Annotated in this window: 29 protein-coding genes and 1 tRNA gene; 27 read left to right on the forward strand and 3 right to left on the reverse strand. The window is 51.5% G+C overall.

Translation table 11 applies throughout. The annotated features are described in order from the left end of the window. Positions 1-3: 3 nt before the first annotated feature. From AC3WOK_RS15795 to dinB, 7 genes are all read left to right on the forward strand, one after another. Positions 4-1,239, forward strand: a complete 1,236-nt coding sequence (locus AC3WOK_RS15795) for an NADH:ubiquinone reductase (Na(+)-transporting) subunit B (protein ID WP_063955172.1) — start codon at positions 4-6, stop codon at positions 1,237-1,239. Next, complete coding sequence (locus tag AC3WOK_RS15800; protein WP_492354795.1) at positions 1,232-2,026, forward strand: Na(+)-translocating NADH-quinone reductase subunit C; 795 nt, start codon at positions 1,232-1,234, stop codon at positions 2,024-2,026. Before AC3WOK_RS15795 ends, AC3WOK_RS15800 begins: the two co-directional genes overlap by 8 nt. Next, the gene (locus tag AC3WOK_RS15805; RefSeq protein ID WP_059310464.1) at positions 2,019-2,657 is read left to right on the forward strand and encodes an NADH:ubiquinone reductase (Na(+)-transporting) subunit D; all 639 of its coding nucleotides are present in this window, start codon (positions 2,019-2,021) and stop codon (positions 2,655-2,657) included. Before AC3WOK_RS15800 ends, AC3WOK_RS15805 begins: the two co-directional genes overlap by 8 nt. 6 nt (positions 2,658-2,663) lie before the next feature. Then, the gene (gene nqrE / locus AC3WOK_RS15810) at positions 2,664-3,260 is read left to right on the forward strand and encodes an NADH:ubiquinone reductase (Na(+)-transporting) subunit E (protein WP_044867920.1); all 597 of its coding nucleotides are present in this window, start codon (positions 2,664-2,666) and stop codon (positions 3,258-3,260) included. 10 nt (positions 3,261-3,270) lie between these two features. Then, positions 3,271-4,494 (forward strand): NADH:ubiquinone reductase (Na(+)-transporting) subunit F, encoded by a 1,224-nt coding sequence (gene nqrF / locus AC3WOK_RS15815; RefSeq protein ID WP_447855144.1) that lies wholly within the window; start codon positions 3,271-3,273, stop codon positions 4,492-4,494. Next, complete coding sequence (gene nqrM, locus AC3WOK_RS15820; protein ID WP_059310466.1) at positions 4,494-4,697, forward strand: (Na+)-NQR maturation NqrM; 204 nt, start codon at positions 4,494-4,496, stop codon at positions 4,695-4,697. The genes nqrF and nqrM overlap by 1 nt, the downstream gene beginning before the upstream one ends. A 108-nt stretch (positions 4,698-4,805) precedes the next feature. Next, positions 4,806-5,864, forward strand: a complete 1,059-nt coding sequence (dinB, locus tag AC3WOK_RS15825) for a DNA polymerase IV (RefSeq protein ID WP_447855145.1) — start codon at positions 4,806-4,808, stop codon at positions 5,862-5,864. A gap of 60 nt (positions 5,865-5,924) precedes the next feature. On the opposite strand, the gene pepD is transcribed toward dinB, so the two are convergent. After that, positions 5,925-7,382 carry a cytosol nonspecific dipeptidase gene (pepD, locus tag AC3WOK_RS15830; RefSeq protein ID WP_492354796.1) on the reverse strand — a complete coding sequence of 486 codons (1,458 nt, stop codon included), beginning with the start codon at positions 7,380-7,382 and terminating at the stop codon, positions 5,925-5,927. A 260-nt stretch (positions 7,383-7,642) separates the two neighbouring features. Here pepD and gpt point away from each other — a divergent pair, with 260 nt between their 5' ends. The 3 genes from gpt (at position 7,643) to crl (ending at position 9,909) form a co-directional block, all read left to right on the forward strand. Continuing rightward, positions 7,643-8,101: a xanthine phosphoribosyltransferase gene (gene gpt, locus AC3WOK_RS15835; protein WP_010427903.1), complete on the forward strand. Its 459-nt coding sequence runs from the start codon at positions 7,643-7,645 to the stop codon at positions 8,099-8,101. A 104-nt stretch (positions 8,102-8,205) separates the two neighbouring features. Beyond that, entirely contained in the window at positions 8,206-9,450 is a 1,245-nt protein-coding gene (gene frsA / locus AC3WOK_RS15840) for an esterase FrsA (RefSeq protein WP_047347349.1), read from the forward strand. Between the two features lie 57 nt (positions 9,451-9,507). After that, positions 9,508-9,909 carry a sigma factor-binding protein Crl gene (gene crl / locus AC3WOK_RS15845; protein ID WP_045330370.1) on the forward strand — a complete coding sequence of 134 codons (402 nt, stop codon included), beginning with the start codon at positions 9,508-9,510 and terminating at the stop codon, positions 9,907-9,909. Positions 9,910-10,042: 133 nt separating this feature from the next. Here crl and phoE read toward each other — a convergent pair whose 3' ends face one another. After that, on the reverse strand, positions 10,043-11,095 hold the full coding sequence (gene phoE / locus AC3WOK_RS15850; protein WP_059310469.1) for a phosphoporin PhoE: 1,053 nt from the start codon (positions 11,093-11,095) through the stop codon (positions 10,043-10,045). A 304-nt stretch (positions 11,096-11,399) separates the two neighbouring features. Between phoE and proB the strand changes: the two genes are divergently transcribed. The 7 genes from proB to AC3WOK_RS15885 all read left to right on the forward strand — a co-directional run bounded on the left by proB (position 11,400) and on the right by AC3WOK_RS15885 (position 17,368). After that, complete coding sequence (gene proB / locus AC3WOK_RS15855; protein WP_008501877.1) at positions 11,400-12,503, forward strand: glutamate 5-kinase; 1,104 nt, start codon at positions 11,400-11,402, stop codon at positions 12,501-12,503. A gap of 11 nt (positions 12,504-12,514) precedes the next feature. Next, positions 12,515-13,768: a glutamate-5-semialdehyde dehydrogenase gene (gene proA / locus AC3WOK_RS15860; RefSeq protein ID WP_447855146.1), complete on the forward strand. Its 1,254-nt coding sequence runs from the start codon at positions 12,515-12,517 to the stop codon at positions 13,766-13,768. Positions 13,769-13,879: 111 nt separating this feature from the next. Beyond that, positions 13,880-13,955 (forward strand) — tRNA-Thr (locus AC3WOK_RS15865). A 166-nt stretch (positions 13,956-14,121) separates the two neighbouring features. Beyond that, a complete protein-coding gene (locus AC3WOK_RS15870; protein WP_020686322.1) occupies positions 14,122-15,336 on the forward strand; it encodes a tyrosine-type recombinase/integrase in 1,215 nt (404 codons plus the stop codon). A gap of 142 nt (positions 15,337-15,478) precedes the next feature. Further along, positions 15,479-16,438: a hypothetical protein gene (locus tag AC3WOK_RS15875; protein ID WP_492354797.1), complete on the forward strand. Its 960-nt coding sequence runs from the start codon at positions 15,479-15,481 to the stop codon at positions 16,436-16,438. Positions 16,439-16,562: 124 nt separating this feature from the next. Next, entirely contained in the window at positions 16,563-16,775 is a 213-nt protein-coding gene (locus AC3WOK_RS15880; RefSeq protein ID WP_087924311.1) for a helix-turn-helix transcriptional regulator, read from the forward strand. 20 nt (positions 16,776-16,795) lie between these two features. Continuing rightward, complete coding sequence (locus AC3WOK_RS15885) at positions 16,796-17,368, forward strand: BRO-N domain-containing protein (protein ID WP_023301290.1); 573 nt, start codon at positions 16,796-16,798, stop codon at positions 17,366-17,368. A 48-nt stretch (positions 17,369-17,416) separates the two neighbouring features. On the opposite strand, the gene AC3WOK_RS15890 is transcribed toward AC3WOK_RS15885, so the two are convergent. After that, the gene (locus tag AC3WOK_RS15890; protein ID WP_032677338.1) at positions 17,417-17,608 is read right to left on the reverse strand and encodes a toxin-antitoxin system HicB family antitoxin; all 192 of its coding nucleotides are present in this window, start codon (positions 17,606-17,608) and stop codon (positions 17,417-17,419) included. A 132-nt stretch (positions 17,609-17,740) separates the two neighbouring features. On the opposite strand from AC3WOK_RS15890, the gene AC3WOK_RS15895 reads away from it, so the two are divergent. The 10 genes from AC3WOK_RS15895 to AC3WOK_RS15940 all read left to right on the forward strand — a co-directional run bounded on the left by AC3WOK_RS15895 (position 17,741) and on the right by AC3WOK_RS15940 (position 26,154). Continuing rightward, entirely contained in the window at positions 17,741-17,929 is a 189-nt protein-coding gene (locus tag AC3WOK_RS15895; protein ID WP_368767341.1) for a host cell division inhibitor Icd-like protein, read from the forward strand. After that, positions 17,922-18,797, forward strand: coding sequence for a site-specific integrase (locus AC3WOK_RS15900; protein ID WP_014830795.1), 876 nt, complete (start codon positions 17,922-17,924; stop codon positions 18,795-18,797). The genes AC3WOK_RS15895 and AC3WOK_RS15900 overlap by 8 nt, the downstream gene beginning before the upstream one ends. Positions 18,798-18,912: 115 nt before the next feature. Next, positions 18,913-19,116, forward strand: coding sequence for a hypothetical protein (locus tag AC3WOK_RS15905; protein WP_014830796.1), 204 nt, complete (start codon positions 18,913-18,915; stop codon positions 19,114-19,116). An 11-nt stretch (positions 19,117-19,127) separates the two neighbouring features. Continuing rightward, the gene (locus tag AC3WOK_RS15910; RefSeq protein WP_492354798.1) at positions 19,128-19,442 is read left to right on the forward strand and encodes a DUF4222 domain-containing protein; all 315 of its coding nucleotides are present in this window, start codon (positions 19,128-19,130) and stop codon (positions 19,440-19,442) included. Then, complete coding sequence (locus tag AC3WOK_RS15915; RefSeq protein ID WP_492354799.1) at positions 19,439-21,202, forward strand: DNA primase family protein; 1,764 nt, start codon at positions 19,439-19,441, stop codon at positions 21,200-21,202. The genes AC3WOK_RS15910 and AC3WOK_RS15915 overlap by 4 nt, the downstream gene beginning before the upstream one ends. Positions 21,203-21,613: 411 nt before the next feature. Then, positions 21,614-21,787, forward strand: coding sequence for a hypothetical protein (locus AC3WOK_RS15920; RefSeq protein WP_014830800.1), 174 nt, complete (start codon positions 21,614-21,616; stop codon positions 21,785-21,787). Continuing rightward, entirely contained in the window at positions 21,784-22,569 is a 786-nt protein-coding gene (locus tag AC3WOK_RS15925; RefSeq protein ID WP_126329142.1) for a hypothetical protein, read from the forward strand. Before AC3WOK_RS15920 ends, AC3WOK_RS15925 begins: the two co-directional genes overlap by 4 nt. Positions 22,570-22,603: 34 nt before the next feature. After that, on the forward strand, positions 22,604-23,095 hold the full coding sequence (locus AC3WOK_RS15930) for a DNA-binding protein (protein WP_492354800.1): 492 nt from the start codon (positions 22,604-22,606) through the stop codon (positions 23,093-23,095). A 712-nt stretch (positions 23,096-23,807) separates the two neighbouring features. Beyond that, on the forward strand, positions 23,808-25,331 hold the full coding sequence (locus AC3WOK_RS15935; RefSeq protein ID WP_492354801.1) for an SIR2 family protein: 1,524 nt from the start codon (positions 23,808-23,810) through the stop codon (positions 25,329-25,331). An 82-nt stretch (positions 25,332-25,413) separates the two neighbouring features. Then, on the forward strand, positions 25,414-26,154 hold the full coding sequence (locus AC3WOK_RS15940) for a hypothetical protein (RefSeq protein ID WP_282484009.1): 741 nt from the start codon (positions 25,414-25,416) through the stop codon (positions 26,152-26,154). Positions 26,155-26,293: the final 139 nt, after the last annotated feature.

Below are 26,293 nucleotides of genomic sequence, written 5' to 3' on the forward strand. Positions count from 1 at the left end.
CCGATGGGCTTAAAACACCTCTTTAAAAAGATTGAGCCTCACTTTACCGAAGGGAAGCTCAAAAAGTACTACCCGCTGTATGAAGCCACGGCGACCATTTTCTACACGCCGGGGCTGGTGACGAAAGGGGCGGCGCACGTTCGTGACGCCATCGACCTCAAGCGGATGATGATCCTGGTGTGGTTTGCGGTCTTCCCGGCGATGTTCTGGGGGATGTACAACGTCGGCCTGCAGACCATACCGGCGCTGCACCACATGTACGATGCACAGCAGCTGGCGCAGGTGCTTCAGTCTGACTGGCACTACCGTCTGGCCCAGTTGTTAGGGGTGAGCTTCTCGGCAGACGCAGGCTGGATGAGCATGATGACCCTGGGCGCGGTTTTCTTCCTGCCGATTTACATCACGGTCTTTATCGTGGGCGGCTTCTGGGAAGTGCTGTTTGCCATCATCCGTAAACATGAGATCAACGAAGGCTTCTTCGTGACCTCCATTCTATTTGCCCTGATTGTTCCCCCAACGCTGCCGCTCTGGCAGGCAGCACTGGGCATCAGTTTCGGCGTGGTGATTGCCAAAGAGATCTTCGGCGGAACCGGGCGGAACTTCCTCAACCCGGCGCTGGCGGGGCGTGCGTTTCTGTTCTTTGCCTATCCGGCACAAATCTCGGGCGACCTGGTGTGGACGGCGGCAGACGGTTTTTCCGGCGCGACGCCGCTTTCGCAGTGGGCGGCACGCGGCGGTGAAGCGCTGGTGAACAACGCGACGGGACAGCCTGTCACCTGGTTCGATGCCTTTATTGGCAACATTCCGGGCTCCATCGGGGAAGTCTCTACGCTGATGATTTTGCTGGGCGGCGCGATCATTCTTTTCGGTCGCGTGGCCTCCTGGCGCATTGTTGCAGGCGTGATGATCGGCATGGTGCTGACCGCCACCCTGTTCAACGTTATCGGTTCGACCACCAACCCGATGTTCTCCATGCCGTGGTACTGGCATCTGGTGCTGGGTGGCTTCGCGTTCGGCATGATGTTTATGGCGACCGACCCTGTCTCTGCCTCGTTTACGGATAAAGGCAAATGGAGCTATGGCGTGCTCATTGGCGCGATGTGTGTCCTGATCCGCGTGGTCAACCCGGCGTATCCGGAGGGGATGATGCTGGCCATTCTGTTTGCCAATCTGTTTGCGCCACTCTTCGATTACCTGGTGGTGCGGGCCAACATTAAGCGGAGGAAGGCGCGTGGCTGAAGTTAAAAATAACGACAGCATCAGCAAAACGCTGCTGGTGGTGCTGGTGCTGTGTCTGGTCTGTTCAATTGTCGTGGCCGGTTCTGCCGTGGGGTTAAAACCTCTGCAGCAGAAGCAACGCGCGCTGGATAAACAGCGCAACATTCTGGCCGTAGCCGGGCTGATGCAGGAAGGAATGAGCGCAGATGATGTTTCGGCCGTCTTTGCTGAACGTATTTCGGCGCGTCTGGTGGATTTAAAAACCGGCCAGTTGCTGGATAAAGACCCGGCAAAATTCAACCAGGCGCTGGCGCTGAAAGATCCGCAGATGAGCCTGACGCTTGAGGCATCGCAAGATCCCGCCGGTATTAAGCGCCGCAGCAATCTCGCCGAAATTTACCTGGTGCGAGATGAGCAAAAACGCGTGCAGGAAATGGTGCTGCCGATTTACGGCAACGGACTGTGGTCGATGATGTACGCCTTTGTGGCCCTTGATACGGATGGCCGCACCGTAAAAGGCATTACGTACTATGACCAGGGGGAAACGCCGGGGCTGGGTGGCGAAGTTGAGAACCCTAACTGGCGGGCACAGTTCGTCGGCAAAAAAGTGCTCGACGATAACGGTCTGCCCGCGCTGAAGGTGATGAAAGGGGCGGCTCGTCCCGGTGACGACTACGCCGTCGACGGGCTTTCCGGCGCCACGCTCACATTAAAAGGCGTGCAGCACAGCTTTGATTTCTGGATGGGCGAGCTGGGCTTTGGTCCTTTCCTGAAAAACGTACGTGAAGGAGCGCTGAACAATGGCTGATACCGGTGAACTGAAAGAAGTCAAAAAGGTGCTCGTTGGCCCACTGCTCGCCAATAACCCGATCACGCTGCAGGTGCTGGGCGTATGTTCAGCCCTGGCGGTAACGACCAAGCTGGAAACGGCGGTCGTGATGACGCTGGCGGTAACGCTGGTAACCGCGTTTTCCAGCATGTTTATCTCAATGATCCGCCACCACATTCCCAACAGCGTGAGGATCATCGTGCAGATGGCGATCATCGCCTCGCTGGTGATCGTGGTCGATCAGCTGCTGCGCGCCTTCGCCTATGAAACCTCGAAACAGCTTTCGGTGTTTGTCGGGCTTATCATCACCAACTGTATCGTCATGGGGCGTGCGGAAGCCTACGCCATGAAAATGCCGCCGCTGGCGAGCTTTATGGACGGTATCGGCAACGGCCTCGGCTACGGCGTGATCCTGCTGACCGTTGGGTTCCTGCGTGAGCTCATTGGCAGCGGCAAGCTGTTTGGCATCACGGTGCTGGACACGGTGCAGAACGGCGGCTGGTATCTGCCAAACGGCCTGTTCCTGCTGGCTCCTAGTGCATTTTTCATTATCGGTTTGTTGATCTGGCTGATTCGTACGTTAAGACCAGAACAGCAGGAAAAGGAGTAACCGACGATGGCTCATTACCTGAGTTTGTTTGTGCGCGCGGTGTTTGTTGAAAACATGGCGCTCGCGTTTTTCCTGGGCATGTGTACGTTCCTTGCGGTTTCCAAAAAAGTGTCGACGGCCTTTGGACTGGGCGTGGCGGTGACGGTCGTGCTCGGGCTCTCCGTGCCCATTAACAATCTGGTGTACAACTTTGTGCTGCGGGACGGCGCGCTGGTGGAAGGCGTTGATCTCAGCTTCCTGAACTTCATCACCTTTATCGGGGTAATTGCGGCGCTGGTCCAAATCCTTGAGATGATCCTGGATAGGTATTTCCCGTCGCTTTACAACGCGCTGGGGATCTTCCTGCCGCTTATCGCGGTGAACTGTGCCATCTTCGGCGGCGTCTCGTTTATGGTTCAGCGTGATTACAACTTCAGTGAATCCGTCGTCTACGGCTTCGGCTCCGGCATCGGCTGGATGCTGGCGATTGTCACCATGGCGGGGATCCGCGAAAAAATGAAATATGCCAACGTGCCTGCTGGGCTGCGTGGCTTAGGGATCACCTTTATCACCACCGGGTTGATGGCGCTGGGCTTTATGTCCTTCTCCGGCGTGCAGCTATAAGGGCTTACAGATGGAAATTATTCTTGGCGTGGTGATGTTCACGCTGATTGTACTGGTGCTGTCAGGGCTCATTTTGGCGGCGCGCGCGAAGCTGGTGAATTCCGGCGACGTGGTGATTGATATCAACGACGAGCCGCAGCATCAGATCCGCACGCCGGCGGGGGATAAACTCCTCAATACGCTCTCCGGTAACGGCATTTTTGTCTCCTCAGCCTGCGGCGGCGGCGGCTCCTGCGGGCAGTGCCGCGTGACGGTGAAAGAGGGCGGTGGCGATATTCTGCCAACCGAACTGGCGCATATCACAAAACGTGAGGCAAAAGAGGGCTGCCGTCTCGCCTGCCAGGTCGCGGTGCGGCAGAACATGAAGATTGAGCTGCCGGAAGAGATATTCGGCGTTAAAAAATGGGAGTGCGAGGTTATCTCTAATGATAACAAAGCCACCTTTATTAAAGAGCTGAAGCTGCGGGTGCCGGAAGGGGAAGATGTCCCGTTCCGCGCCGGGGGATACATTCAGATTGAGTGCCCGGAGCACACGGTGGCGTATGCGGACTTTGACGTTCCGCAGGAGTACCGCGCCGACTGGGACAAATTCAACCTTTTCCGCTTTGTGTCCGAGGTGAAAGAGCCGACGCTGCGCGCCTACTCGATGGCCAACTACCCGGAAGAGAAGGGCATTATCATGCTCAACGTGCGTATCGCCACGCCGCCACCGAACGTGCCGGACGCGCCGCCGGGCGTGATGTCGTCGTATATCTGGTCCCTTAAGCCAGGCGACAAAGTGACGATCTCCGGTCCGTTCGGCGAGTTCTTTGCCAAAGATACCGAGGCTGAAATGGTGTTTATCGGTGGCGGAGCCGGTATGGCCCCGATGCGCTCGCACATCTTTGACCAGCTTAAGCGGCTCGGCAGCCAGCGTAAGATCAGCTTCTGGTACGGGGCGCGCTCGCTGCGCGAGATGTTCTATGATGATGAATTCGAACAGCTGGCGCGCGAAAACCCGAACTTTACCTTCCACGTGGCGCTCTCCGATCCGCAGCCGGAAGATAGCTGGACGGGATACACGGGGTTCATTCACAACGTGCTGTACGAAAACTACCTCAAACAGCACCCGGCACCCGAGGACTGCGAGTTCTATATGTGTGGGCCGCCGATGATGAACGCCGCCGTGATTAAGATGCTGAAAGATCTTGGCGTGGAAGATGAGAACATCATGCTTGATGACTTTGGAGGCTGATGATGCTGACGTTTCTGGCAACCTTTGCGGTTTTTGTGCTTGTCATCTTCGGCATGTCGTTAGGCTGGATCGTTAAGCGGAAAAGCCTCCAGGGCAGCTGCGGCGGCATCTCTTCCATTGGGATGGAGAAGGTGTGCGACTGCCCGGAACCGTGCGATGCGCGGAAAAAAAGAATGGCCCGCGAACAGCAGCGCATTATTTGAGTTTTTGTAGGCCGGGTAAGGCAACGCCGCCACCCGGCGTTCTTCGATCCGCTTCTCAATTCTCATTTATTTACTGTATACTTATCCAGTAATGAGTGAGGGCTTACTATGCGCAAAATTATCCATGTTGATATGGACTGTTTTTTTGCCGCAGTGGAGATGCGTGACAACCCGGCGCTACGGGATATTCCCATCGCCATTGGCGGCAGCCGCGTGCAGCGGGGTGTCATCAGCACCGCAAACTACCCTGCGCGCATATTTGGCGTGCGTAGCGCCATGCCGACGGCGATGGCCTTAAAGCTTTGCCCTCATCTCACGCTCCTGCCAGGCCGGTTTGACGCCTATAAGGAAGCCTCGGTTCATATTCGCGAAATCTTCTCCCGCTATACCTCTTTGATTGAGCCGCTGTCGCTGGACGAAGCCTATCTGGATGTTACCGACAGCGTGCATTGTCACGGCTCCGCCACGCTAATGGCTCAGGAGATCCGCCAGACGATTTTCAACGAGCTGAATCTGACCGCATCGGCGGGTGTCGCGCCCGTTAAATTCCTCGCCAAAATTGCCTCCGATTTGAATAAGCCCAACGGCCAGTACGTCATTACGCCGGAAGAGGTGCCTGCATTTTTAAAAACGCTGCCGCTCGGCAAAATCCCCGGGGTGGGAAAAGTCTCCGCCGCAAAGCTGGAAAGCATGGGATTACGCACCTGCGAAGATGTGCAGCGAAGCGATCTCGCCATGCTGCTCAAGCGCTTTGGCAAGTTTGGCCGCGTGCTGTGGGAGCGCAGCCAGGGGATTGACGATCGCGATGTAAACAGCGAACGGTTACGGAAATCCGTTGGCGTTGAGCGAACCCTCAGTGAAGATATTCATGACTGGTCCGAATGCGAATTCATTATCACAGAACAGCTCTACCCGGAGCTGGAACGACGCTTAATTAAAGTAAAACCGGACCTGCTCATTGCCCGTCAGGGTATCAAGCTAAAATTCAACGACTTCCAGCAGACCACGCAGGAACACGTCTGGCCGCGTCTGAATAAAGACGATCTCATTGCGACGGCGAAAAAGGCATGGGAAGAGCGGCGGGCAGGGCGCGGCGTCAGGCTGGTGGGGTTGCACGTCACGCTGCTGGACCCGCAGCTGGAACGACAGCTGGTATTGGGATTGTAAAAAGACCGGTGGCACGACGTTGTACACCCTCTCCCTTTGGGAGAGGGCTTGGTGAGGGTATTACTTAGCAGGAATCGCTTTCAGCAGTTCAGTCAGCAGGGTCCAGTAATGGCCCACGCTTTCGATATGAATCTGCTCATCCGGCGAGTGTGGTCCGGTAATGGTTGGCCCGATAGAAACCATGTCCATGTCCGGATACGGCTTCTTGAACAGGCCACATTCCAGACCGGCGTGGATCACCTGGATGTTCGGGGTGCTGTTGAACAGACGCTGGTAAGTTTCGCGCACCAGTGCCATCACCGGAGAGCTTGCATCCGGCTGCCAGCCCGGGTAGCTGCCTTTAGCGGAGGTTTTTGCACCCGCTAGCGTGCCCAGAGATTCCAGCATGCTCACCACATACTCTTTACCGCTGTCGATAAGCGAGCGGATCAGGCAAATGATTTCCGCGCTGTCGTCGCTCATGGTTACTACGCCAACGTTCAGTGAAGTTTCCACCACGCCTTTCGCCACGTCAGAGTTGCGGATCACGCCGTTTGGCGTCGCGTTCAGCAGCTGAACGAAGGTGTCACGAGACTTTGCGGTCAGCGCGGCTTTATCCGTGGAGACGGATTCCAGTACCACGGTCAGGTTTTTCTCTTTTGCTGACAGTTCGTTTTTCAGGATATCCAGGTACACGCTGGAGAGTTTTTTCAGCTCGTCCGCTTTTGCCGCCGGCACCGCCACGGTGGCGAACGCTTCGCGCGGGATCGCGTTGCGCAGCGTACCGCCGTTGAAATCGACCAGACGCAGGTCCAGCTCTGCCGCATGGCCTGCCAGGAAGCGCGCCAGCAGTTTGTTGGCATTCCCCAGGCCCAGGTGAATATCACCGCCGGAGTGGCCGCCTTTCAGCCCTTTCAGCGTCAGCTTGAAGGTCTGGAAACCGGCAGGGATCGCTTCGCGCGACAGCGGCAGGGTAGAGATGAAATCAATCCCGCCCGCGCAGCCCATGTAGATTTCGCCTTCTTCTTCGGAGTCGGTGTTGATCAGAATATCCGCCTGCAGCCAGTTAGCCTGCAGACCGAATGCACCGTCCATACCCGCTTCTTCGGTCATTGTCAGCAGCACTTCCAGCGGACCGTGCTCAACGCTGTCGTCAGCCAGCACGGCCAGCGCAGAGGCCATGCCGATCCCGTTATCTGCGCCAAGTGTAGTGCCGCGCGCTTTCACCCAGTCGCCGTCGATGTACGGTTGAATCGGGTCTTTGGTGAAGTCGTGAACAGTGTCGTTGTTCTTCTGTGGCACCATGTCCAGGTGCGCCTGCAGCACAACCGGTTTGCGGTTTTCCATGCCTGCGGTAGCGGGCTTGCGGATCAGAATGTTGCCAACCTGGTCACGTTCAGCATGCAGACCTTTTTCCTTCGCCCAACCCATAATATGTTCGGCAAGCTGTTCTTCATGGTAGGAAGGGTGTGGAATGGAGCAGATTTTGGCAAAAATATCCCACAGCGGCTGCGGAGATAATTGAGACAGTTCAGACACGATAAGTCTCCTTGTCGAGGCGCTGCAAACAGGGTTGCAGGTCACAGGGTTAGCAGGTTAATAGTTACCACAAGTCAGGCTTGCGAGATGAAACTGAGAATACCACTTTCTCTGCTGGCTGGTAGCATAAAGCATGTAAAAACTCAGGCAGAGGGCGCTAAACACTGGTTTTTAGTGCGTCAGATCTCTATAATCTCGCGCAACCTATTTCCCCCTCGAACACTTTTTAAGCCGTATAAAAACAGGCTGGGACACTTCACATGAGCGAAAAATACGTCGTCACCTGGGACATGTTGCAGATTCACGCACGCAAACTGGCTGCGCGTCTGATGCCTTCCGAACAGTGGAAAGGCATTATTGCCGTCAGCCGTGGCGGTCTGGTACCGGGGGCGCTGCTGGCACGTGAGCTGGGCATTCGTCATGTCGATACCGTATGCATCTCCAGCTATGACCATGACAACCAGCGCGAGCTGACCGTACTGAAACGCGCGGAAGGCGACGGTGAAGGTTTCATCGTTATTGATGACCTGGTAGATACCGGCGGTACTGCGGTTGCCATCCGCGAAATGTATCCAAAAGCGCATTTCGTGACTATCTTCGCGAAACCGGCGGGCCGCCCACTGGTTGACGATTACGTGATTGATATCCCGCAGGATACCTGGATTGAACAGCCATGGGATATGGGCGTGGTCTTTGTGCCGCCTATTTCAGGCCGTTAATAGCAGTACGTAACTTTACACGCCCGGCTATGCCGGGCGTTGTTCTTTTTAGCCTGCACCGCGTTACAATAGTCTCTATACGACGTATCCATGGAGGCAACGCAATGACGCAGGCGAATCTCACCGAAACTCTCTTCAAACCCCGTTTCAAACACCCTGAAACGTCGACGCTGGTGCGCCGCTTTAATCCGGGTACCCAGCCTGCCGTCCAGTCTGCGTTAGACGGTAAAAACGTGCCTCACTGGTATCGCATGATTAACCGCCTGATGTGGGTCTGGCGCGGTATCGATCCGCGTGAAATCCTCGACGTGCAGGCGCGTATCGTAATGAGTGAAGCCGAACGTACCGACAGCGAACTCTACGATACGGTGGTGGGCTATCGCGGCGGCAACTGGATCTATGAATGGTCGAAGCAGGCGATGCTCTGGCAGCAAAAAGCCAGCCAGGAAGAGGATGCCACGCTCAGCGGCAAGCACTGGCTGCATGCCGCTAACCTCTACGGGATTGCCGCCTACCCGCATTTAAAAGGCGATGAACTGGCCGAGCAGGCTCAGGCGCTGGCGAATCGCGCCTATGAAGAGGCGGCTCAACGCTTGCCGGGCCAGATGCGCGAACTTGAGTTTACCATTCCGGGTGGCGCGCCCGTTACCGGGTTCCTGCATATGCCTGAAGGGGAAGGCCCATTCCCGACCGTACTGATGTGCGGGGGGCTGGATTCGTTGCAGATCGACTATTACAGCCTGTACGAGCGCTACTTCGCACCAAAAGGGATCGCGATGCTGACGCTTGATATGCCTTCAATTGGCTTCTCATCCAAATGGAAACTGACTCAGGATTCGAGCCTGCTGCACCAGCATGCGCTAAAAGCGCTGGAAAACATTCCGTGGGTTGACCACACCCGCGTGGCGGCATTTGGCTTCCGTTTTGGCGCGAACGTCGCGGTGCGTCTGGCCTACCTTGAAGCTTCTCGCCTGAAAGCCGTCGCCTGCCTTGGGCCGGTCGTTCACGCCCTGCTCAGCGATCCCGCGCGTCAGGGGAGCGTACCTGAAATGTATCTTGACGTGCTGGCCAGCCGCCTTGGCATGCATGATGCATCAGACGAAGCGCTGCGCGTTGAGCTCAATCGCTACTCGTTAAAAACGCAGGGTTTACTGGGACGTCGCTGCCCAACGCCGATGCTGTCGGGGTTCTGGAAAAACGATCCATTTAGCCCAGAAGAAGAATCGCGCTTAATCACGTCGTCATCTGCGGATGGCAAATTGCTTGAGGTGCCGTTCAGCCCGGTCTATCAGAATTTCGACAAAGCACTGAAAGAGATTACGCGCTGGATCGCTCAGAGATTGTGTTAATAGTTTGCTAAATTTTGCTGGTTTGGTAAAACAGTGGCTTCACAAAAGGAGATCGCAATGACGTTACCGAGTGGACACCCGAAAAGTAGACTGATTAAGAAGTTTATGGCTCTCGGCCCGTATATTCGAGAAGAGCAGTGTGAAGAGAATCGCTTTTTTTTCGACTGCCTGGCTGTATGCGTCAACGTGAAGCCTGCACCCGAAAAACGTGAATTCTGGGGCTGGTGGATGGAAATGGAAGCAGAGGAAAAACGTTTTACGTATAGCTACCAGTTTGGCCTGTTTAACAAAGACGGCAACTGGCAGGCCACCACCATTAAAGACCAGGAAGTGATCGATCGCCTGGAATATACGCTGAAAGAGTTCCACGCGAAGGCAAGCGCGCTGCTGGCAACCCTGGATCTCAAGTTCGAGCCAGCGGATGACTTTTCCAGCGAAGCGGTGAAGCTGACTGCCTGATGGTGTCACGACGCCGGGTGGCGGCTTCGCCTTACCCGGCCTACAAAATGCACTATCCCGTAGGCCCGGTAAGCGCAGCGTCACCGGGCAAAAAAATCCCGGCTTATCTGCCGGGATTTTCTTATTCGCATAATCAGAACTGGTAGGTCATGCCCAGAGCAACAATGTCATCGCTGCTCACGCCCAGTTTATTTTTGTCGTCAATCTGGTTGATTTTATAATCAACAAACGCGGACATATTTTTGTTGAAGTAATAGGTCGCGCCAACGTCAATATATTTCACCAGATCTTCGTCACCGATACCTTCGATATCTTTGCCTTTCGACTGGACATAACCCAGGGACGGACGCAGACCGAAGTCGAACTGATATTGTGCAACGACTTCAAAGTTCTGCGCTTTATTTGCAAAACCACCTGAAATTGGGGTCATGTTGCGGGTTTCTGAATACATGGCGGCCAGATAAATATCGTTGGCGTCATATTTCAGACCGGTTGCCCAGGCTTCTGCTTTCTGCCCCTGGCCACGCGCCAGCAGGTTCTGAGCATTGGTGCGGTCAGAGTTGGTGTAAGCGCCGCTGACTGCGAAATCGCTGCCGCCGAAGTCATAGGACAGAGAGGTACCAAAACCGTCACCGTTCTGTTTCTTGGCGTCACGGTTTTCGTTTTTGCCCTGGTATTGCAGGGTCATGTCCAGGCCGTCAACCGCGCCGAAGAAGTCGGTGTTACGGTAGGTGGCAAGGCCGGTCGCACGCTTGGTCATGAAGTTATCGGTCTGCGCGGAAGAGTCGCCGCCGAACTCAGGGAACATATCGGTCCATGCTTCGACGTCATACAGGGCACCCAGGTTACGGCCGTAATCCAGAGAACCAAAGTTTTTCAGCTTCAGGCCCGCGAACGCCAGACGGGTTTTCTGAGAGGAGTCGCTCTCGGCTTTGTTGCCCGCAAATTCGGATTCCCAACGGCCATAGCCCGTCAGCTGATCGTTAATCTGTGTTTCGCCTTTAAAACCGAAACGAACGTAAGTCTGGTCGCCGTCTTTAGTGTCGTCATCACTGATGTAGTGCATGGCTTTAACTTTGCCGTACACGTCCAGTTTATTACCGTCTTTATTATAAACTTCAGCTGCGTGAACGGATGCAGAAGCCACTACGCCCATAACCACTAATGCCAGAGTGCTCTTTTTCATTTTCGATCCTGTCTTATAAACGCGCTAAAAAATTCGCTGGACGATAAGCTCATGCTTAAGTCCCGTGAAAAAACAGGAAGGGTTTTATCGTTCTGGAGTGAAACTTTTATGACAAACTAAGAATAATTTTAAAAAACTGTGATTTATTATTTCGGTAATAAATGTGTCAAATTCTCCCGCTACGCTTCCTGATCCCGCGCAACAAAGTGTTTCGCGATGTGCTAAGGCAGTTGGCAACCGGGCTGACTCCTGTTAAAACGTTCGTTCGACATTACTTTCCCTTATCGTTGAACGGCAGAGAATCATGAGTGACAGCCAGACGCTGGTGGTAAAACTCGGTACCAGTGTTTTAACAGGCGGATCGCGCCGCCTAAATCGCGCCCACATTGTTGAGCTTGTTCGTCAGTGCGCTCAGTTGCATGCCGCAGGGCATCGTATTGTGATAGTGACTTCCGGGGCGATTGCTGCCGGGCGTGAACACTTGGGTTACCCCGAACTCCCCGCGACGATCGCCTCCAAACAGCTGCTGGCCGCCGTGGGGCAAAGCCGACTCATTCAACTCTGGGAACAGCTGTTCTCTATCTATGGCATCCACGTCGGGCAGATGCTGCTGACGCGCGCGGATATGGAAGACCGGGAGCGCTTCCTGAACGCCCGCGATACCCTGCGCGCGCTGCTGGACAACAATATCGTTCCCGTTATTAACGAAAACGATGCCGTTGCCACCGCTGAAATCAAAGTAGGTGATAACGATAACCTCTCTGCGCTGGCCGCGATTCTGGCCGGTGCCGATAAATTACTGCTTCTGACCGATCAGCAGGGGCTGTTCACCGCCGATCCGCGTTCTAATCCGGAAGCCGAGCTGATTACCGACGTTCACGGCATCGACGATGCGCTGCGCGCCATCGCCGGCGACAGCGTGTCTGGCCTGGGAACGGGCGGCATGGGAACCAAGCTGCAGGCCGCTGACGTGGCGTGCCGCGCCGGTATCGACACCATCATTGCGGCGGGCAGCCGTCCTGGCGTGATTGGCGACGTGATGGAAGGTATTTCCGTCGGCACGCGTTTCCACGCCCAGGAATCCCCGCTGGAAAACCGTAAGCGCTGGATATTTGGCGCGCCTCCGGCAGGCGAACTCGTCGTTGATGAAGGGGCAACAGCTGCGATTCTGGAACGAGGAAGTTCATTACTTCCTAAAGGAATTAAAAGCGTGACAGGCAACTTCTCCCGTGGTGAAGTGATCCGTATCCGTAACCTCGAAGGTCGCGACATCGCCCACGGCGTAAGCCGCTATAACAGCGACGCGCTGCGCCGCATTGCGGGTCACCACTCGCAGCAGATCGACGCCATTCTGGGCTATGAATATGGCCCGGTTGCCGTGCACCGAGATGACATGATTATTCGTTAAGGAGCCAGAACATGCTGGAACAAATGGGCGCCGCCGCGAAGGCCGCCTCTTACAAACTGGCGCTCCTTTCCAGCCGCGAGAAAAACCGCGTGCTGGAAAAAATCGCTGATTATCTGGAATCCCAGTCCCAGGAAATTTTGCTCGCCAACGAGCAGGATCTGCTGGAAGCCCGCCGTAACGGTTTGAGCGAAGCGATGCTCGACCGCCTGGCGCTGACGCCGGCGCGCCTGAAAGGCATCGCCGACGATGTCCGCCAGGTGTGCAATCTGGCCGATCCGGTGGGGCAGGTGATCGACGGCGGGCTGCTCGACAGCGGTTTACGCCTTGAGCGCCGCCGCGTGCCGCTCGGCGTCATCGGCGTCATTTATGAAGCTCGTCCAAACGTAACGGTTGATGTGGCCTCCCTGTGCCTGAAAACCGGTAACGCCGCTATCCTGCGCGGTGGGAAAGAGACTTGGCGCACTAACGCCGCGACGGTGAAAGTCATTCAGCAGGCGCTGGAAGAGTGTGGCTTACCCGCGGGTGCCGTGCAGGCGATCGAGAGCCCTGACCGCGCGCTGGTCAACGAAATGCTGCGCATGGACAAGTACATCGACATGCTGATCCCACGCGGCGGCGCGGGCCTGCACAAGCTGTGCCGCGAGCAGTCGACGATCCCGGTGATCACCGGCGGTATCGGCGTGTGTCATATCGTGGTGGACGACAGCGCTGAGATTGAACCGGCGCTGAAGATTATCGTGAACGCGAAAACACAGCGCCCAAGCACCTGTAACACCGTAGAAACGCTGCTGGTGCATCAGGGTATTGCGAATACCTTCCTGCCGACCCTGAGCAAGCAGATGGCGGAGAGCGGCGTGACGCTGCATGCTGACGCCAACGCGCTCGCGCTGCTGCAGGATGGCCCGGCGAATGTCGTACCCGTAAAAGCGGAGCAGTACGACGACGAGTTCCTGTCGCTGGACCTGAACGTGAAAATCGTTACCGATCTCGACGACGCCATTGCGCACATTCGTGAACATGGAACGCAGCACTCCGACGCTATCCTGACGCGCACGCTGCGCAACGCCGATCGCTTCGTGAACGAGGTGGATTCTTCCGCGGTATACGTCAATGCCTCAACGCGCTTCACCGACGGCGGCCAGTTCGGCCTCGGCGCTGAGGTGGCGGTCAGCACGCAGAAACTGCACGCGCGTGGTCCGATGGGCCTCGAAGCACTCACCACTTACAAGTGGATCGGCTTCGGCGACGATACGATTCGTGCGTAAATAATCACGGGTGATGCAAAAATAGCCGTTTGATTCAAAAGGGCATTGACGCATCACCCGGATAGATCTAACCTTTTGCCCCGTGGTTACGCTCGTAACCGGCCTCTCAGGGCCGATATAGCTCAGTTGGTAGAGCAGCGCATTCGTAATGCGAAGGTCGTAGGTTCGACTCCTATTATCGGCACCATTTTAACGTCTCCCCAAGTCTACTAAAGTTCACTGAAACCCCTTATACTCTGCGCTTTACAGCCCCTTTTAGTATTTCTACGTCTACTAAAGTTCCCTGAAATCTACGGTCGTTTGGGGGTACTTATGGGGGTATATGCTGTTCGGTCTAGAGGAGGTACCCCCAAGTGAAACTAAACGCCCGGCAGGTGGATGCCGCCAAACCTAAAGATAAGCCTTACAAGCTGGCTGATGGTGGTGGTTTGTATCTCCTGATTAAACCTAATGGCGGCAAATACTGGCGGCTCAAGTATCGTGTAGCCGGCAAAGAGAAGCTGTTAGCGCTTGGTGTGTATCCTGAAGTCACATTGGCCGATGCTCGGGCAAAACGTGAAGAAGCGAAAAGGGGTATCGCTGGGGGTATCGATCCTATGGAAGCGAAAAGGGAGGAGAAGATTGCCCGTGAAATTCAGTTAAACAACACCTTCAAAGATATTGCCCTTGAATGGCACAGCAGCAAACTAAAAAAATGGTCTGCTGGTTATGCTTCAGACATCCTCGAAGCCTTCAATAAAGATGTGTTCCCATACATTGGCAAAAAACCAATAGCCGAAATCAAACCGCTTGAACTGTTGAATGTGCTACGGCGCATTGAAGGGCGCGGCGCTACCGAAAAGGCAAGAAAAGTTAGGCAGCGCTGTGGGGAAGTTTTCCGTTACGCAATAGTCACCGGTCGAGCTGAGTATAACCCCGCCCCGGATCTCACCAGCGCGATGCAAGGGCACGAGTCCAATCATTTTCCTTTCCTCACACCTAAAGAATTGCCTGATTTCTTCAATGCGTTGTCAGGATATTCAGGAAGCGAGTTAGTAGTTTTGGCTGCTCGTTTACTGATTATCACCGGATTGCGTCCCGGCGAACTCCGTGGGGCATTTTGGGATGAAATCAATATCAGTAAGGCGGTCTGGGAAATACCCGCCTCACGCATGAAAATGCGTCGCCCTCATGTGGTGCCATTGTCTAGGCAAGCTCTTACGCTTATTGGTCAGATCCAAGAGCTAACAGGCAATTACCCGCTTGTGTTCCCAGGCCGTAACGATCCGCGAAAAACAATGAGTGAAGCCAGCATAAACCAAGTCTTTAAGCGGATTGGCTATAACGGAAAAGTCACCGGGCACGGTTTCCGGCACACCATGAGTACCATCCTGCACGAACAGGGCTACAACACCGCGTGGATTGAAACGCAGCTGGCACACGTCGACAAAAACTCTATACGAGGAACGTACAACCACGCCCAGTATCTGGATGGCCGCCGCGAAATGCTCCAGTGGTATGCCGACTATATGGAGGCGTTGGAAAACGGCGAAAATGTAGTGCACGGAACGTTTGGGAAAAGCGCTTAACTGTATGTATAGACAGTGCTAATTGACAGTAGTAGACTTCTGTAGACGAACAATAATTAGGCATAGTCTAGGCTGGTCACCGAAAACCCGCACACCTATGCGGGCTGACATATCCGAATAATCAGAGGGATGAGGTGGTGTAATGTCTGAAAATATTTCTATACCCTTTTCATTTTGTCGATTAAATAGAGCTGCTGATTTCTTAGGGATGAGTAATGAGGATCTACTTAGCCTTGCATTATCCGAGAAAATAATCCTTTGCGTTAGGTTAGATGGTTTAAATTCAGTACTTTTGGTCGATGGTAAACCCGATGAGTTGGATGAATGGTATTTATCTTTAAAAAATGATGGCAGTGTATTAGCTGCTGCATTTTATTTATCGAAATACACATCGTTTTCCATTGATCGACTTTCTTACGATGAAGAGAATGAACAATGTATCTTTCATCCAAGGTTTTATCAAAGTTTAGATGCAAAGGGCAATCCATCAGGCAATCAATCCCAAAGTCATAGCGGAAGAGCCTATGGTCTCTGGGTTCCTCAGTTGCCGGTAATAAATTCGATAATGAACTATGGACGTTCTTCTCTTTTGTGGGGGTCTTTAGGCCTTTATCGTACAGATGAAAATACACCAGGTTTATGTTTAATTCCTTTGCCGATACACTCCGATAGTAACGATATTGATGATGAGGATGATAGCGATGAATGTGAAGAAAATTATCCAGATGTCGAAATAACTGCAAATGACTTGTGGATAACATCAGAACAGGTGAGAAAATTACTAAATCATAATGGTGACTACAGCGATCTACCTCAGTGTAGTGATAATGAGACTTTCCTAACTGCCGATTTGGTGAAAAAAGTAAACAAAAACAACCAAAGCGCTGAACGTCATGCAATTAATCGTGAGAAACTATACAAATATGCGATAAGCTTATTATCGAAATATCCTGAGGAATGTCGAGGCGAACGCAAGGAAATAAGTCCTGAAAAATGGCGTGATTGCATTATGGCTCGTCAAAATGAGATACCTCCATTACCAATCACAAATGAAGATGTGATACTAAGACATCTGAGAGCTGCAGCAAATAACAAGGGGTAGAGTAAATTCACTCTACGGGTACAGTAGGTTTACTGTGCCTTATCCTTACCCCACACTAACGACATAATTCCTCCTGTAATCTATTGGCGTCTATCGATGACGCCACACGTAAACAGGAGGATAGATGTCAGTACGCCTTATTAAAATGCCTGAAGTTATGCGCCGCACCGGCAATGGAAAAGCTTGGATTTACAGGCTGATATCTCAAGGCCGCTTCCCTCGCCCCGTCAAAGTTGGGGCACGAGCTGTCGCATTTGTAGAAAGTGAAGTTGATGAATGGATAAGCCGGCGCATTGAAGAGCGTGATGCTCTAATTTCCACAAAACCTCAACTGTAACTTAGCCCGGGAAATTTATTATGACTAACAAAAATGCCCTAGCCGGGCAGGGTTTCGCTCAACCTGAAAACAGCAGCGATGATATTTCGGTCATTAAATTTGAGGCCGCGAAAGTCCGTATTGTTAAGATCAACGGTGAACCGTGGTTCGTTGCAAAAGATGTTTGCGCGGCGCTGGAATTATCCAATTCGCGCATGGCGTTGCAGGCTCTGGATGATGACGAGAGAAATACCGTAACTTTAACTTACGGTATTCGCGGGAACCCAAATCATAGCGCTGTCTCTGAATCTGGTTTCTACAAGCTGATCGCCCGCAGCCGTAAAGCTATTACGCCGGGCACATTCGCCCATCGTTTCAGTAATTGGGTATTTCGAGAGGTTATCCCTTCTATCCGCAAAACTGGCTCTTATGGTGTGCCGTTCGCGTTCCTGAACGACTTTAGCCGGCGCATGGCGGCTTATCAGCAGGAGGCCAGCAAACGCGGGTATAAGTTGCAGCAGTGTAAGGGGGCAAAAGAAGCTCTTGAGCGGGAAGAGATTCAGTTGTGGCGTAAGTATCAGCCCGAGCTATTGAAGGAAAATGGCGATGAATAAAAAGGCGGAAAGACGCCGGGATTTTTACCCGGCTCAAAGGGTGATGGATCAGCCTTTAGGCTCTATGCCTTGTTTACGGAGCTCAGCGCGGGCAAGTTCCTTCATCCAATTACCAAGGCTCATACCCGCGCGCTCAGCTGCTTCATTCAATTGCTGGCGCAGTTCTGGATTAATTCGAATCTGGAAAGTAGGCGACCAGCCCTCACCCTTAGGTGTTTTATCTCGTTTTGCAGTTGACACGTACGTACATAACCTCATAGTATGGTTTTTGTTATGTACGTACGTTAGCACGGCGTACATTGAAAAGACAACGCCCCAGACTGTTGGAGCAGTACCGGGGCGTCTAACCAAAACGTTAGTTGAGGTAACATTATGGCTTGCACTAAGTCTACCCAAACACGCCCTGAATTTACATGGCGTTTTCTCACCGTGGGCGAATTCACATATCAGATCGTCAATGTTACTGCTTCCACCGAGCGCGAAGCACGCGAAAAAACGCCCGCAGGATGTGTCTGTATTCTGGCGTGTCGTTTTCGCGTTGAGGAGGTGCAGCATGTTTAACCTCCAGACCCTGACAGCTAAAGCCCGCGAGCTGCGCGGCAACGTGGTAAAAGCCACTACCACGAAGGGCACCCGCACCATGACCCCTGTTTACGAACGGGAAGAGCAGCGCAAACTGCGCGAACGCATCCAGCAGACCCAGCCGGACTGGGTTTTACTCTGGTGGGATATTGCGACCGTTACCGGCTGGCGTACCAGCGACGTGTGCAACTTCCGTTACTCCTGCATCAACTGGGAAACCGGCATAGCAACAATTATCGTAGCGAAGCAGACCAAAGCAGCAGAAGCCAGAGCGACCCGGAAGGGGATCGAGATTGTTCGCCAGCAGCGCAAGGACGCTGCCCGGCTTGCTGGCGATCACATTGGGTACATGCACTGGGATAGCGTGAGCTGCGACGAGCTGGCCGCCGGCATGACGGAAGAAGAACAGGCGATCGTGTTTGAGCTGGTGGCAAAGGCTGAAGTGAAGCACGACACCAAACAGCTGCCGCCGGGCATCATCAAACGGCTGCGTGAACGCATGGAGCGCAATCTTATCGGTGACGACCTGGTATTTTCCCGCAGCCAGATTGAAAGTAACCGTTGCCAGTCTCTGGAAGGTAGCGTGAGCCGCCAGACGATCTGGAAGAAACTGCACAACGTAATGCTGTGGTTTACCCGCGTGGTAAACACGCGTCTGCGCCTGAGTGCCTATTCCAGCCGCAAGATTGCCGCCTTTAATCTCATGTCCGCCGGCGGCGAACAGGGCTTGCTGGTCGCCTCTGAAATGCTCGGGCACAGTAACCCGGCAATCACCCGAACTTACCTCCAGTTAGGCAGTAAGGCCTCCGCCATTCAATCCCGTCTGGCCATGGAGGTATCTGTATGAAAATGGTTATCCAATTTTGCCGTCTCGGTGCTTTTCTCGATCACGTATCTGAGCAATTAAATAGCGCGCGATATTGTTTTGCCCGCCAGTCATTAAGGGACGGGGAGGAGAAATTATGACTCCTGTTTACGATCTGGTTCGCCGGGCCGACGGCAAAAACGTTTTCAGTTTCCCGGCCGGCGGCCGCTATCTGGTGGACACGTCAAACGGTCTTCAGTCGATGCGCCCCCTTATGGACGACGAGATCATTTTTACGGTGGAGAGTGCCGCGCGCTTTCTGAAGAAAATTGGTTATCAGGTAATCCCGCCAGCGGCGTGAGGTAAAAAATTATGACGATTAAAAATTCCGGCTTAGCTGCTGGTGGCCGCGCTCACCCTGAAATCAGGCCGGGCGATAAATGGAAGGACGGGCGGGGCAACATCGTAATTATCGAAAGTTACCGATTCGACAGAGTGACATATTGCCGTGAAGAGTACAGCTCACCGTGTTTTTGTACGCCCGAAAGACTGGTGCGGGAGTTTGAATTTGTTTCTTCCGCGCCGGTTACCGGCGAGAAAGATATCGATCGGATTATGCGGGTACAGGGCATCGAACGAATTCGGGTTATGCGGGAAATCATCAGGGAGCGAGGGAACAGAAAATGAAGAATGCACCAAACCTTAAAAAGCAGCCGGCGGATCTCATGGAGGAGTCAATTATCTTTGCCGGCGCCGATGCCTGGACGTTCGCTAAAGCATGGCAGGAAATGAACCCGATTGGCGACACCGTGCCGCCGGTCGTGCTGGATAAAAAGCAGCTGGCGGAGCTGGAGAATATCCGGATTGTGGATGATGGCCGGCTCTATGCCCGCGTTTGTCGTGGCGGGCATCTGACCGAACGGCAGATAACCATTCTCGCTACAAAGCTGGCGGTGGCCGGCGTGGAGCGCGCGCAATTCTACTCTGAAGGTTATCAGCTTCTGGAGGACTGGACGCCACAGCTGCCGCGCCTGAAAGCCGATGCAGAAGCTGGCAAAAGCATGGTGATCGGCAAACCGCTGACGGATGTAAACCTTCGCGACCTGGCTGATAACGAAAAGGCGCTCATACTGGCCGCGCGTTACACCGGCATTGCGATCAATGAAAACAGCGAAGGCGTATACGTCTACCGTACCGGCATCTGGGAGAAAACGTCTCTGCTCGAGCTGAGCCGCGAAATGGTGGCTATCTACAACGAGAACAAAACCAACTTCAGCAAGCGCGCGATTAACAACGTTATCGACGCCCTGAAAATTGTTATCCCGGTAATGGGGGAGCCGCGGCGCAGCCTGATCCCCTTTGCTAATGGCGTCTACGATATGGAAACCGGCGTTTTCTCCGAACACAGCCAGGATAACTGGCTGACCAACCATAACGGCGTGACCTACACGCCGGCGGTGCCGGGCGAAAACCTCCGCGACCACGCGCCGAACTTCCATAAATGGCTAAGTTACGCATCAGATAGAGACGCAATTAAGATGCAGCGCATCGCTGCAGCGCTCTTTATGGTGCTGGCGAACCGGTACGACTGGCAGCTGTTCCTCGAGATAACCGGTGAGGGCGGCAGCGGGAAAAGCGTCTTTACACATATCGCCACGATGCTGGCCGGCGCGCATAACACCGCCAGCGGGAACATGGCGGCGCTCGACAGCGCGCGCGGGCGGGCGCAGTTCGTCGGGAAAAGCATGATAACGCTTCCTGATCAGCCCAAATATTCAGGAGAGGGTACCGGGATAAAAGCGATAACCGGCGGGGATGCCGTGGAGATCGACCCGAAACACGAGCATCAGTACACCGCCGTTCTGCGGGCGGTGGTTGTGGCCACGAACAACACGCCGATGATTTTCACCGAACGCGCCGGCGGCGTTTCCCGGCGCCGCGTAATTTTCCAGTTTAACCGGCGCGTCAGCGAAGAGGATAAGGATCCCGACCTGGCAGAAAAGATATCCGCTGAAATTCCGGTGGTTGTTCGCCGGCTGCTGGCGAACTTTGCGAACCCGGAAAAAGCGCGGGCGCTGCTACTGGAGCAACGGAACAGCGAAGAAGCACTGGAGGTGAAGCAGAAAACAGATCCGCTATATGCCTTCTGCGCTCACCTTGAGCGGCTGGCTGATTGTGCGGGAATGATGGTAGGAAACCGCAATCCGCCTCACTATCCGCGAATTTATCTCTATCACGCTTATCTGGCATTCCTTGAGGCCAACGGTTTCGACAAACCGCTGACGCTGAATAAATTCGCAGAGGGGATGGAAAGCGCGATGAGGGAGTTTAATCACGAGTACCGTAAGGAACGGAGAGCCCGTGGCATGGTGACTAACGTCGAACTTTCGGAAAGTGCGGAAGACTGGTTACCTCAGACGCATCCTGTAGCCGGTCATAAAGAATGAAGTTCAGATAAATATGGAGAAAGGTATACATGGTATACATCGAGAGAATAATTTATATATAAATCAGTGAAATAAGCCATGTATACCTTGTTTTCAGGTATACACAGGGTGTACATGGTGTTCATTCTCTCATTAATCATCTGATGGTTTATTAAACAGAATGATGTATACCGTGTAGACCTGAAATCCCAAAATGTAGGCTGGTGTTCATAGGTTAATGCCATGTTTTATAAGTGATTTATTCTCTTTATGAACACCATGTATACCTTGAGGGCAAATTCTTTAAAACGCATCCACCCTTTTCACGTTGTGCACCCCTGCAATTTCATTAACATCGTTTCATAAATCGCAATTGATTATTTGATTGTTGCGATTTATGGAACTTTAACGGTCGCTATTACAGGGGACATCATGAGCAAGGTTAACGTTAAGCCCGTTCTGCTGAACGGGGAACAGATTCAGGCTCTGAAAACCATTCAGGAGAGGGAGCGCCAGAAGTCGGGCATGGGGATCGCGCCGTCAATCCATGCTGTTGCGCGCAAGGTATTTGATGCAGGGCTATCAAAAATGGAGGCTGGCCAGTGAGCTACTCAATCAAAATAGGGAAACACAGCATCGAGCTGGCAGGTTATGCCGGTAAGGTTGTTGCGCCAAATACTCAGATGGCCGCTTTATTCCGTGGTATGGCGGGCGAACTCACCAGCCTGAGGACAACGGCGCAGCAGGCCGAAGCTGAGGCGGATTTGCTGGACGTTATCCGCAACGATCCGGATCTGAACGAACAGGCAAAAAACCGCAGGGCAGGTGAAGCCCGGAACCCGGACACGCTCAAAGACTTTACCCGCGGGGTGGCAGCGGTAAGCGAGCAGGCCGCAAACATTCTCGATTACCTGAAGAACAAGCTCGCTCCGGTTAGTCCACTGGCATCTGATGATGTTCAGGGATTCATGCGTGACAGTGAAATGCGTCAGGCATTCGCCCGACTGGATCGCCGCAGCCAGGAAAAAATGTTGCTGTCGATGCACAGTGGAAAGCATCAGGAGCTGGCGGACGCCTTACTGAGGGCGCACGCAGTGTGTTCGGGACTCGATACGGAACAGCTAAAACGTCTCGGCTTCTCCCGTATTGCATCAGAGAACGGGCAGGTGATTAGCGCTGTTGCCGATCTGGTCGATGCGGTGAGAAAAGACGTCGCACAAATTACAGCCGTACGAACCTGGTATAACAATCTCGTCTACGGGAAGAACGACGATCCATCAGACGTACAGCCACGCATGACCGGCCTTGACCAGTTAAGCGAACATGTCAGCGCGATGCTCAAAGGCAGCCAGCGGCAGACACATTCAGAAGAGAAGCAGGCCGCCTGAGGGCGGCATTTTTCTGCCCAGAGGGAAACACACGATGCTGTTAAGTAAATCAGCCTACGCCAGGCATATGGGCGTTAGCCGGCAAACTGTTTACGGCTGGATAGCCCGCGGTGATATTGTAATTTCAGGCGATAAAGTGGATGTTGACGCATCGCAGGCTAAACAAAATTCTGCTGGTGCTGGCGAACGCCAGACTGAAATGACGTGGGAGCTGGCCGCCGCATGGGTATGGAAGCATGACGGCGGGAAAGAGTTGCCGGCTGATATTGATGCTGGCCAGCGTATAGAGGCAGCAGCCGCTGAGCTGGGTTTTGATGTTCAGCACGAGCCCGATGAACAATTGCTGATTCTCTTCCGGCCGGATGAAGAAACCCACAGCTTCTATGGCAAAGACCGTGTAGCAGGCGCTTTACGGTTTCTTCGTTCTGAGCTGGCTTACGTTGCCACAATGCACCCCGATACGCTGGATGACTGGAACAAAACTGGTTTAATGTCACTCTGCCTGCTGGACGGCGAAAAACTGTAAACCCCCCAGCCCCTCAAACTTGACACTTTTTCACGAGAAACTGGGAAAAGTGTCAACCCAACCTAACGGATCCTGACGCCTACGAACAGCAGCTACAGCAGAAGTGTAAAGGGCTGGCGTTGAGATTTGTTGAGCCTTGGCTGTTAACTTTTGTTAATCCTGATGCGAAGCAGGGCAGGTGTCAGCCTGTTATGGTTTGTTATGCCTTACTAGGGAAAACTAGGGGGAAGTGTCAACTGCTACCGCTTCAGAAAACTTCAGGTACACGAACTCGTGAAGGGGAGGTGTTAAGCACTCCCCCTTTGCAATCATCCTCGAGCCTCTTTGAGATCGGTGTTCTGGTTTGCCCGGACGCTGGCGTTCAGATTGAGTTGTCAAAAGTTGTCACCCACCGGCAGCGCCAGCGGGGATTTTTGGCAGAACGCGCTCTAAGTTACAGTTGCTTCAAACAGTTATCATTACTGAAGTTAGAGCAAGATTGGCTCTTTTACTACTAATCGATAAGCCAGATGAACTGATTTATGCAGTGTAACTGAGATTAAAGCGGATAAAAGTTTAAGACCTAATGCACAACTTTTATCGTAAAAAGTTGCGTCTTAAGCATCAAAATGTGATTAGCTGATGTAGAAGGCTAGTTAGTAGAATTGTATGCACTTGAAAATGTTGCTTTGTGTTAAATCAATTACAGAAATTGTTCTTAGGAGAACGATAGATGAAACTTAGTGAGTTCATGGGATCATACGTAAATCATCCAGTTGTGTTTGTTGGTGCAGGTTTCAGTCGCCGATATTTAACTGGTACGTACTCATGGCCTGAACTGTTAAAAAAAATTGTTTATGAAATGAAAGGCAGCTATGACTTCTATTTTGATTCGGCTGGTAGGAATGCAAATTCATTGGGAGAGGTTGATCTTCCAAAGGTGGCAAGTGAAATAGAAATTGAATTTAACAGATTATTAGAGTCAGATAGGAACGGGAAATTTAAATCCATAAATGACCGATACTATGAATATGCTGCTTCTGGAAACTACTCGGCTAGTCGAATAAAAATATTTATATCTGAGCTTGTTGATCTCCATGAAACAAACAATAATGAAAGTTATGCAACAGAAATGGAGTTATTTGCTAAGGCTAGTAGAAATATAGGGTCCATTATCACAACAAATTATGATAGATTCATTGAGACTCTAATTGGTTTTAAACCTATTATTGGTAACGATATTTTATTAAGCAACCCTTACGGGTCTGTTTATAAAATACATGGCTGTGTATCTCATCCAGAGTCAATTGTAATCTCTGAATCGGATTATGAAAGATTTCGCGTTAGCAATCATTTAATTAGGGCTCAATTAATTTCATTATTCATTCACAACCCAATTATTTTCATCGGTTATAGTATTAGCGATGAAAATATTAGAGATATATTAAAAACTATTTTCTCGTACATTTCAAAGGATTCTGATTTGGCAGATAAAGTCAGAAAGAATTTCCTTTTGATAGAACGTGAAGAAGGTAGTGACTCTCTAGAAGTTTTAGAACATGACGTAGTTATTGAAAATATCGGCAATATAAAAATTAATAAAATAAAAACTGATAACTTCAGTGGTGTTTTTGAAGAGTTGGTAGGGCTTAAACTTCCTGTTTCATCTATGGATATTAGGAAAGTTGAAAGTGTAATGAGAAAAATTAAAGAAGGAGGTTCTGTAAAAGTAAAAATTGTAGGTGATTTGGATAGTTTATCTAATGATGAATTAGTTATGGCAGTTGGTTCAGTTCAGAAAATTACATATCATTACCAATCAGCTTCAGAAATGGTTATGAATTACTTTGATATAATGGATTCAAGAAATGATGCTCTAATATTGTTGTTGAATAAAATAAAAGTTTCGCGTAATCAGTACTTTACCGCTCGTGGTTTTTCTACCATTTGTAACGAAATTCAAGGTATTGAAGATCTAAAAGAGAACCAAGAAAGGAACTTAAATACTTATTTTGACTCAATTGATCCTTCAGAGAAAATTGATTGCGATACAGTTGATGAAATACTTGCTTTAGGATTTAAAACTTATAAAACTGTGCGCATTCTTTTCTACAATATTTACGTGAATAATATTAATTTAGATAATGTGGCCGATTATCTGCGAGAGGGGGTAGCACTTGAAATTCTACCTTCAGACTATAAAAGACTAGTTAGTTTGTACGATTATAAGCGCTATCCTGACGAGATGTTTTTGTAATGATTAATTAAATCCTTTAAGTTTCGAGATAATGATTTTATTACAATGATATAATTTATACTTACAAAATTTTGAGGATGGTATGAATATTTTTTCATTTGATTGCTTCGATCTTCGAGTTGTCCTTAATCCGCATAATTTTTACGTAGGGCAAGCTAAATCTAGACTTTTATCACAATTTTCAGATCTTAGTGCTGAATGTGACCTGGAAGAGGAAAGATATCTCGAACGTACGGCTAAAAACTTTGACCCTGAAAGAGATGATCCAGCAGAGGCTTGCGAAAATGCGACACAAATAGGTATAGCACATATGCATTCATTGATGGATATGAAAAATACTGTCACTCTAGCTATGAATGCTGGAATGTACCACAGGTTCGATAAACAGTTACGTGATTTAATTCTTCGAGAATTTCGTCATTGGAATAAGTTAAAAGCTATAAAAGATATTGTCTGGCGTACTAGTTTTGAGCGAATTATAGAATTGATGGAGTGGATAGGTTTCGATGTGAAAAATAAACCATATTTTCATCTACTAGATGCCTGCCGCCTTGTTGTAAATGTATATAAACATGGAGATGGGGTGGGTCATGAGACCCTGTTGCAACGGTATCCAAAGTATTACCAGCAATTATTTGGAGAAGCTTTAACTAGCCATGAGAATCTACAAATAACAGAATCCGATTTTGACGAGTTCAGTTCAGCAATAGTAATGTTCTGGCAAGATCTTCAACAACATTGCCAAAGCGAACTAGCCTTAGGTATCAATCCAACATGGTGGCCTGAAAAGGCTATTAACAAAGATGTTAGACGAAATTGCTAACGTTTTTTGCTAGTAATATAAAGTTCACTGCATAAAAAACATTCAAAAAATCTTTAGAAGTGAACACATGGGGGTATCTTTGGGGGTACCTCTTCGCTTTTTTATAGCAAAAAACAATAAAAACAATTATTTAGGTATT

The organism is Enterobacter sp. FW301-JW81 (genome assembly GCF_058788735.1).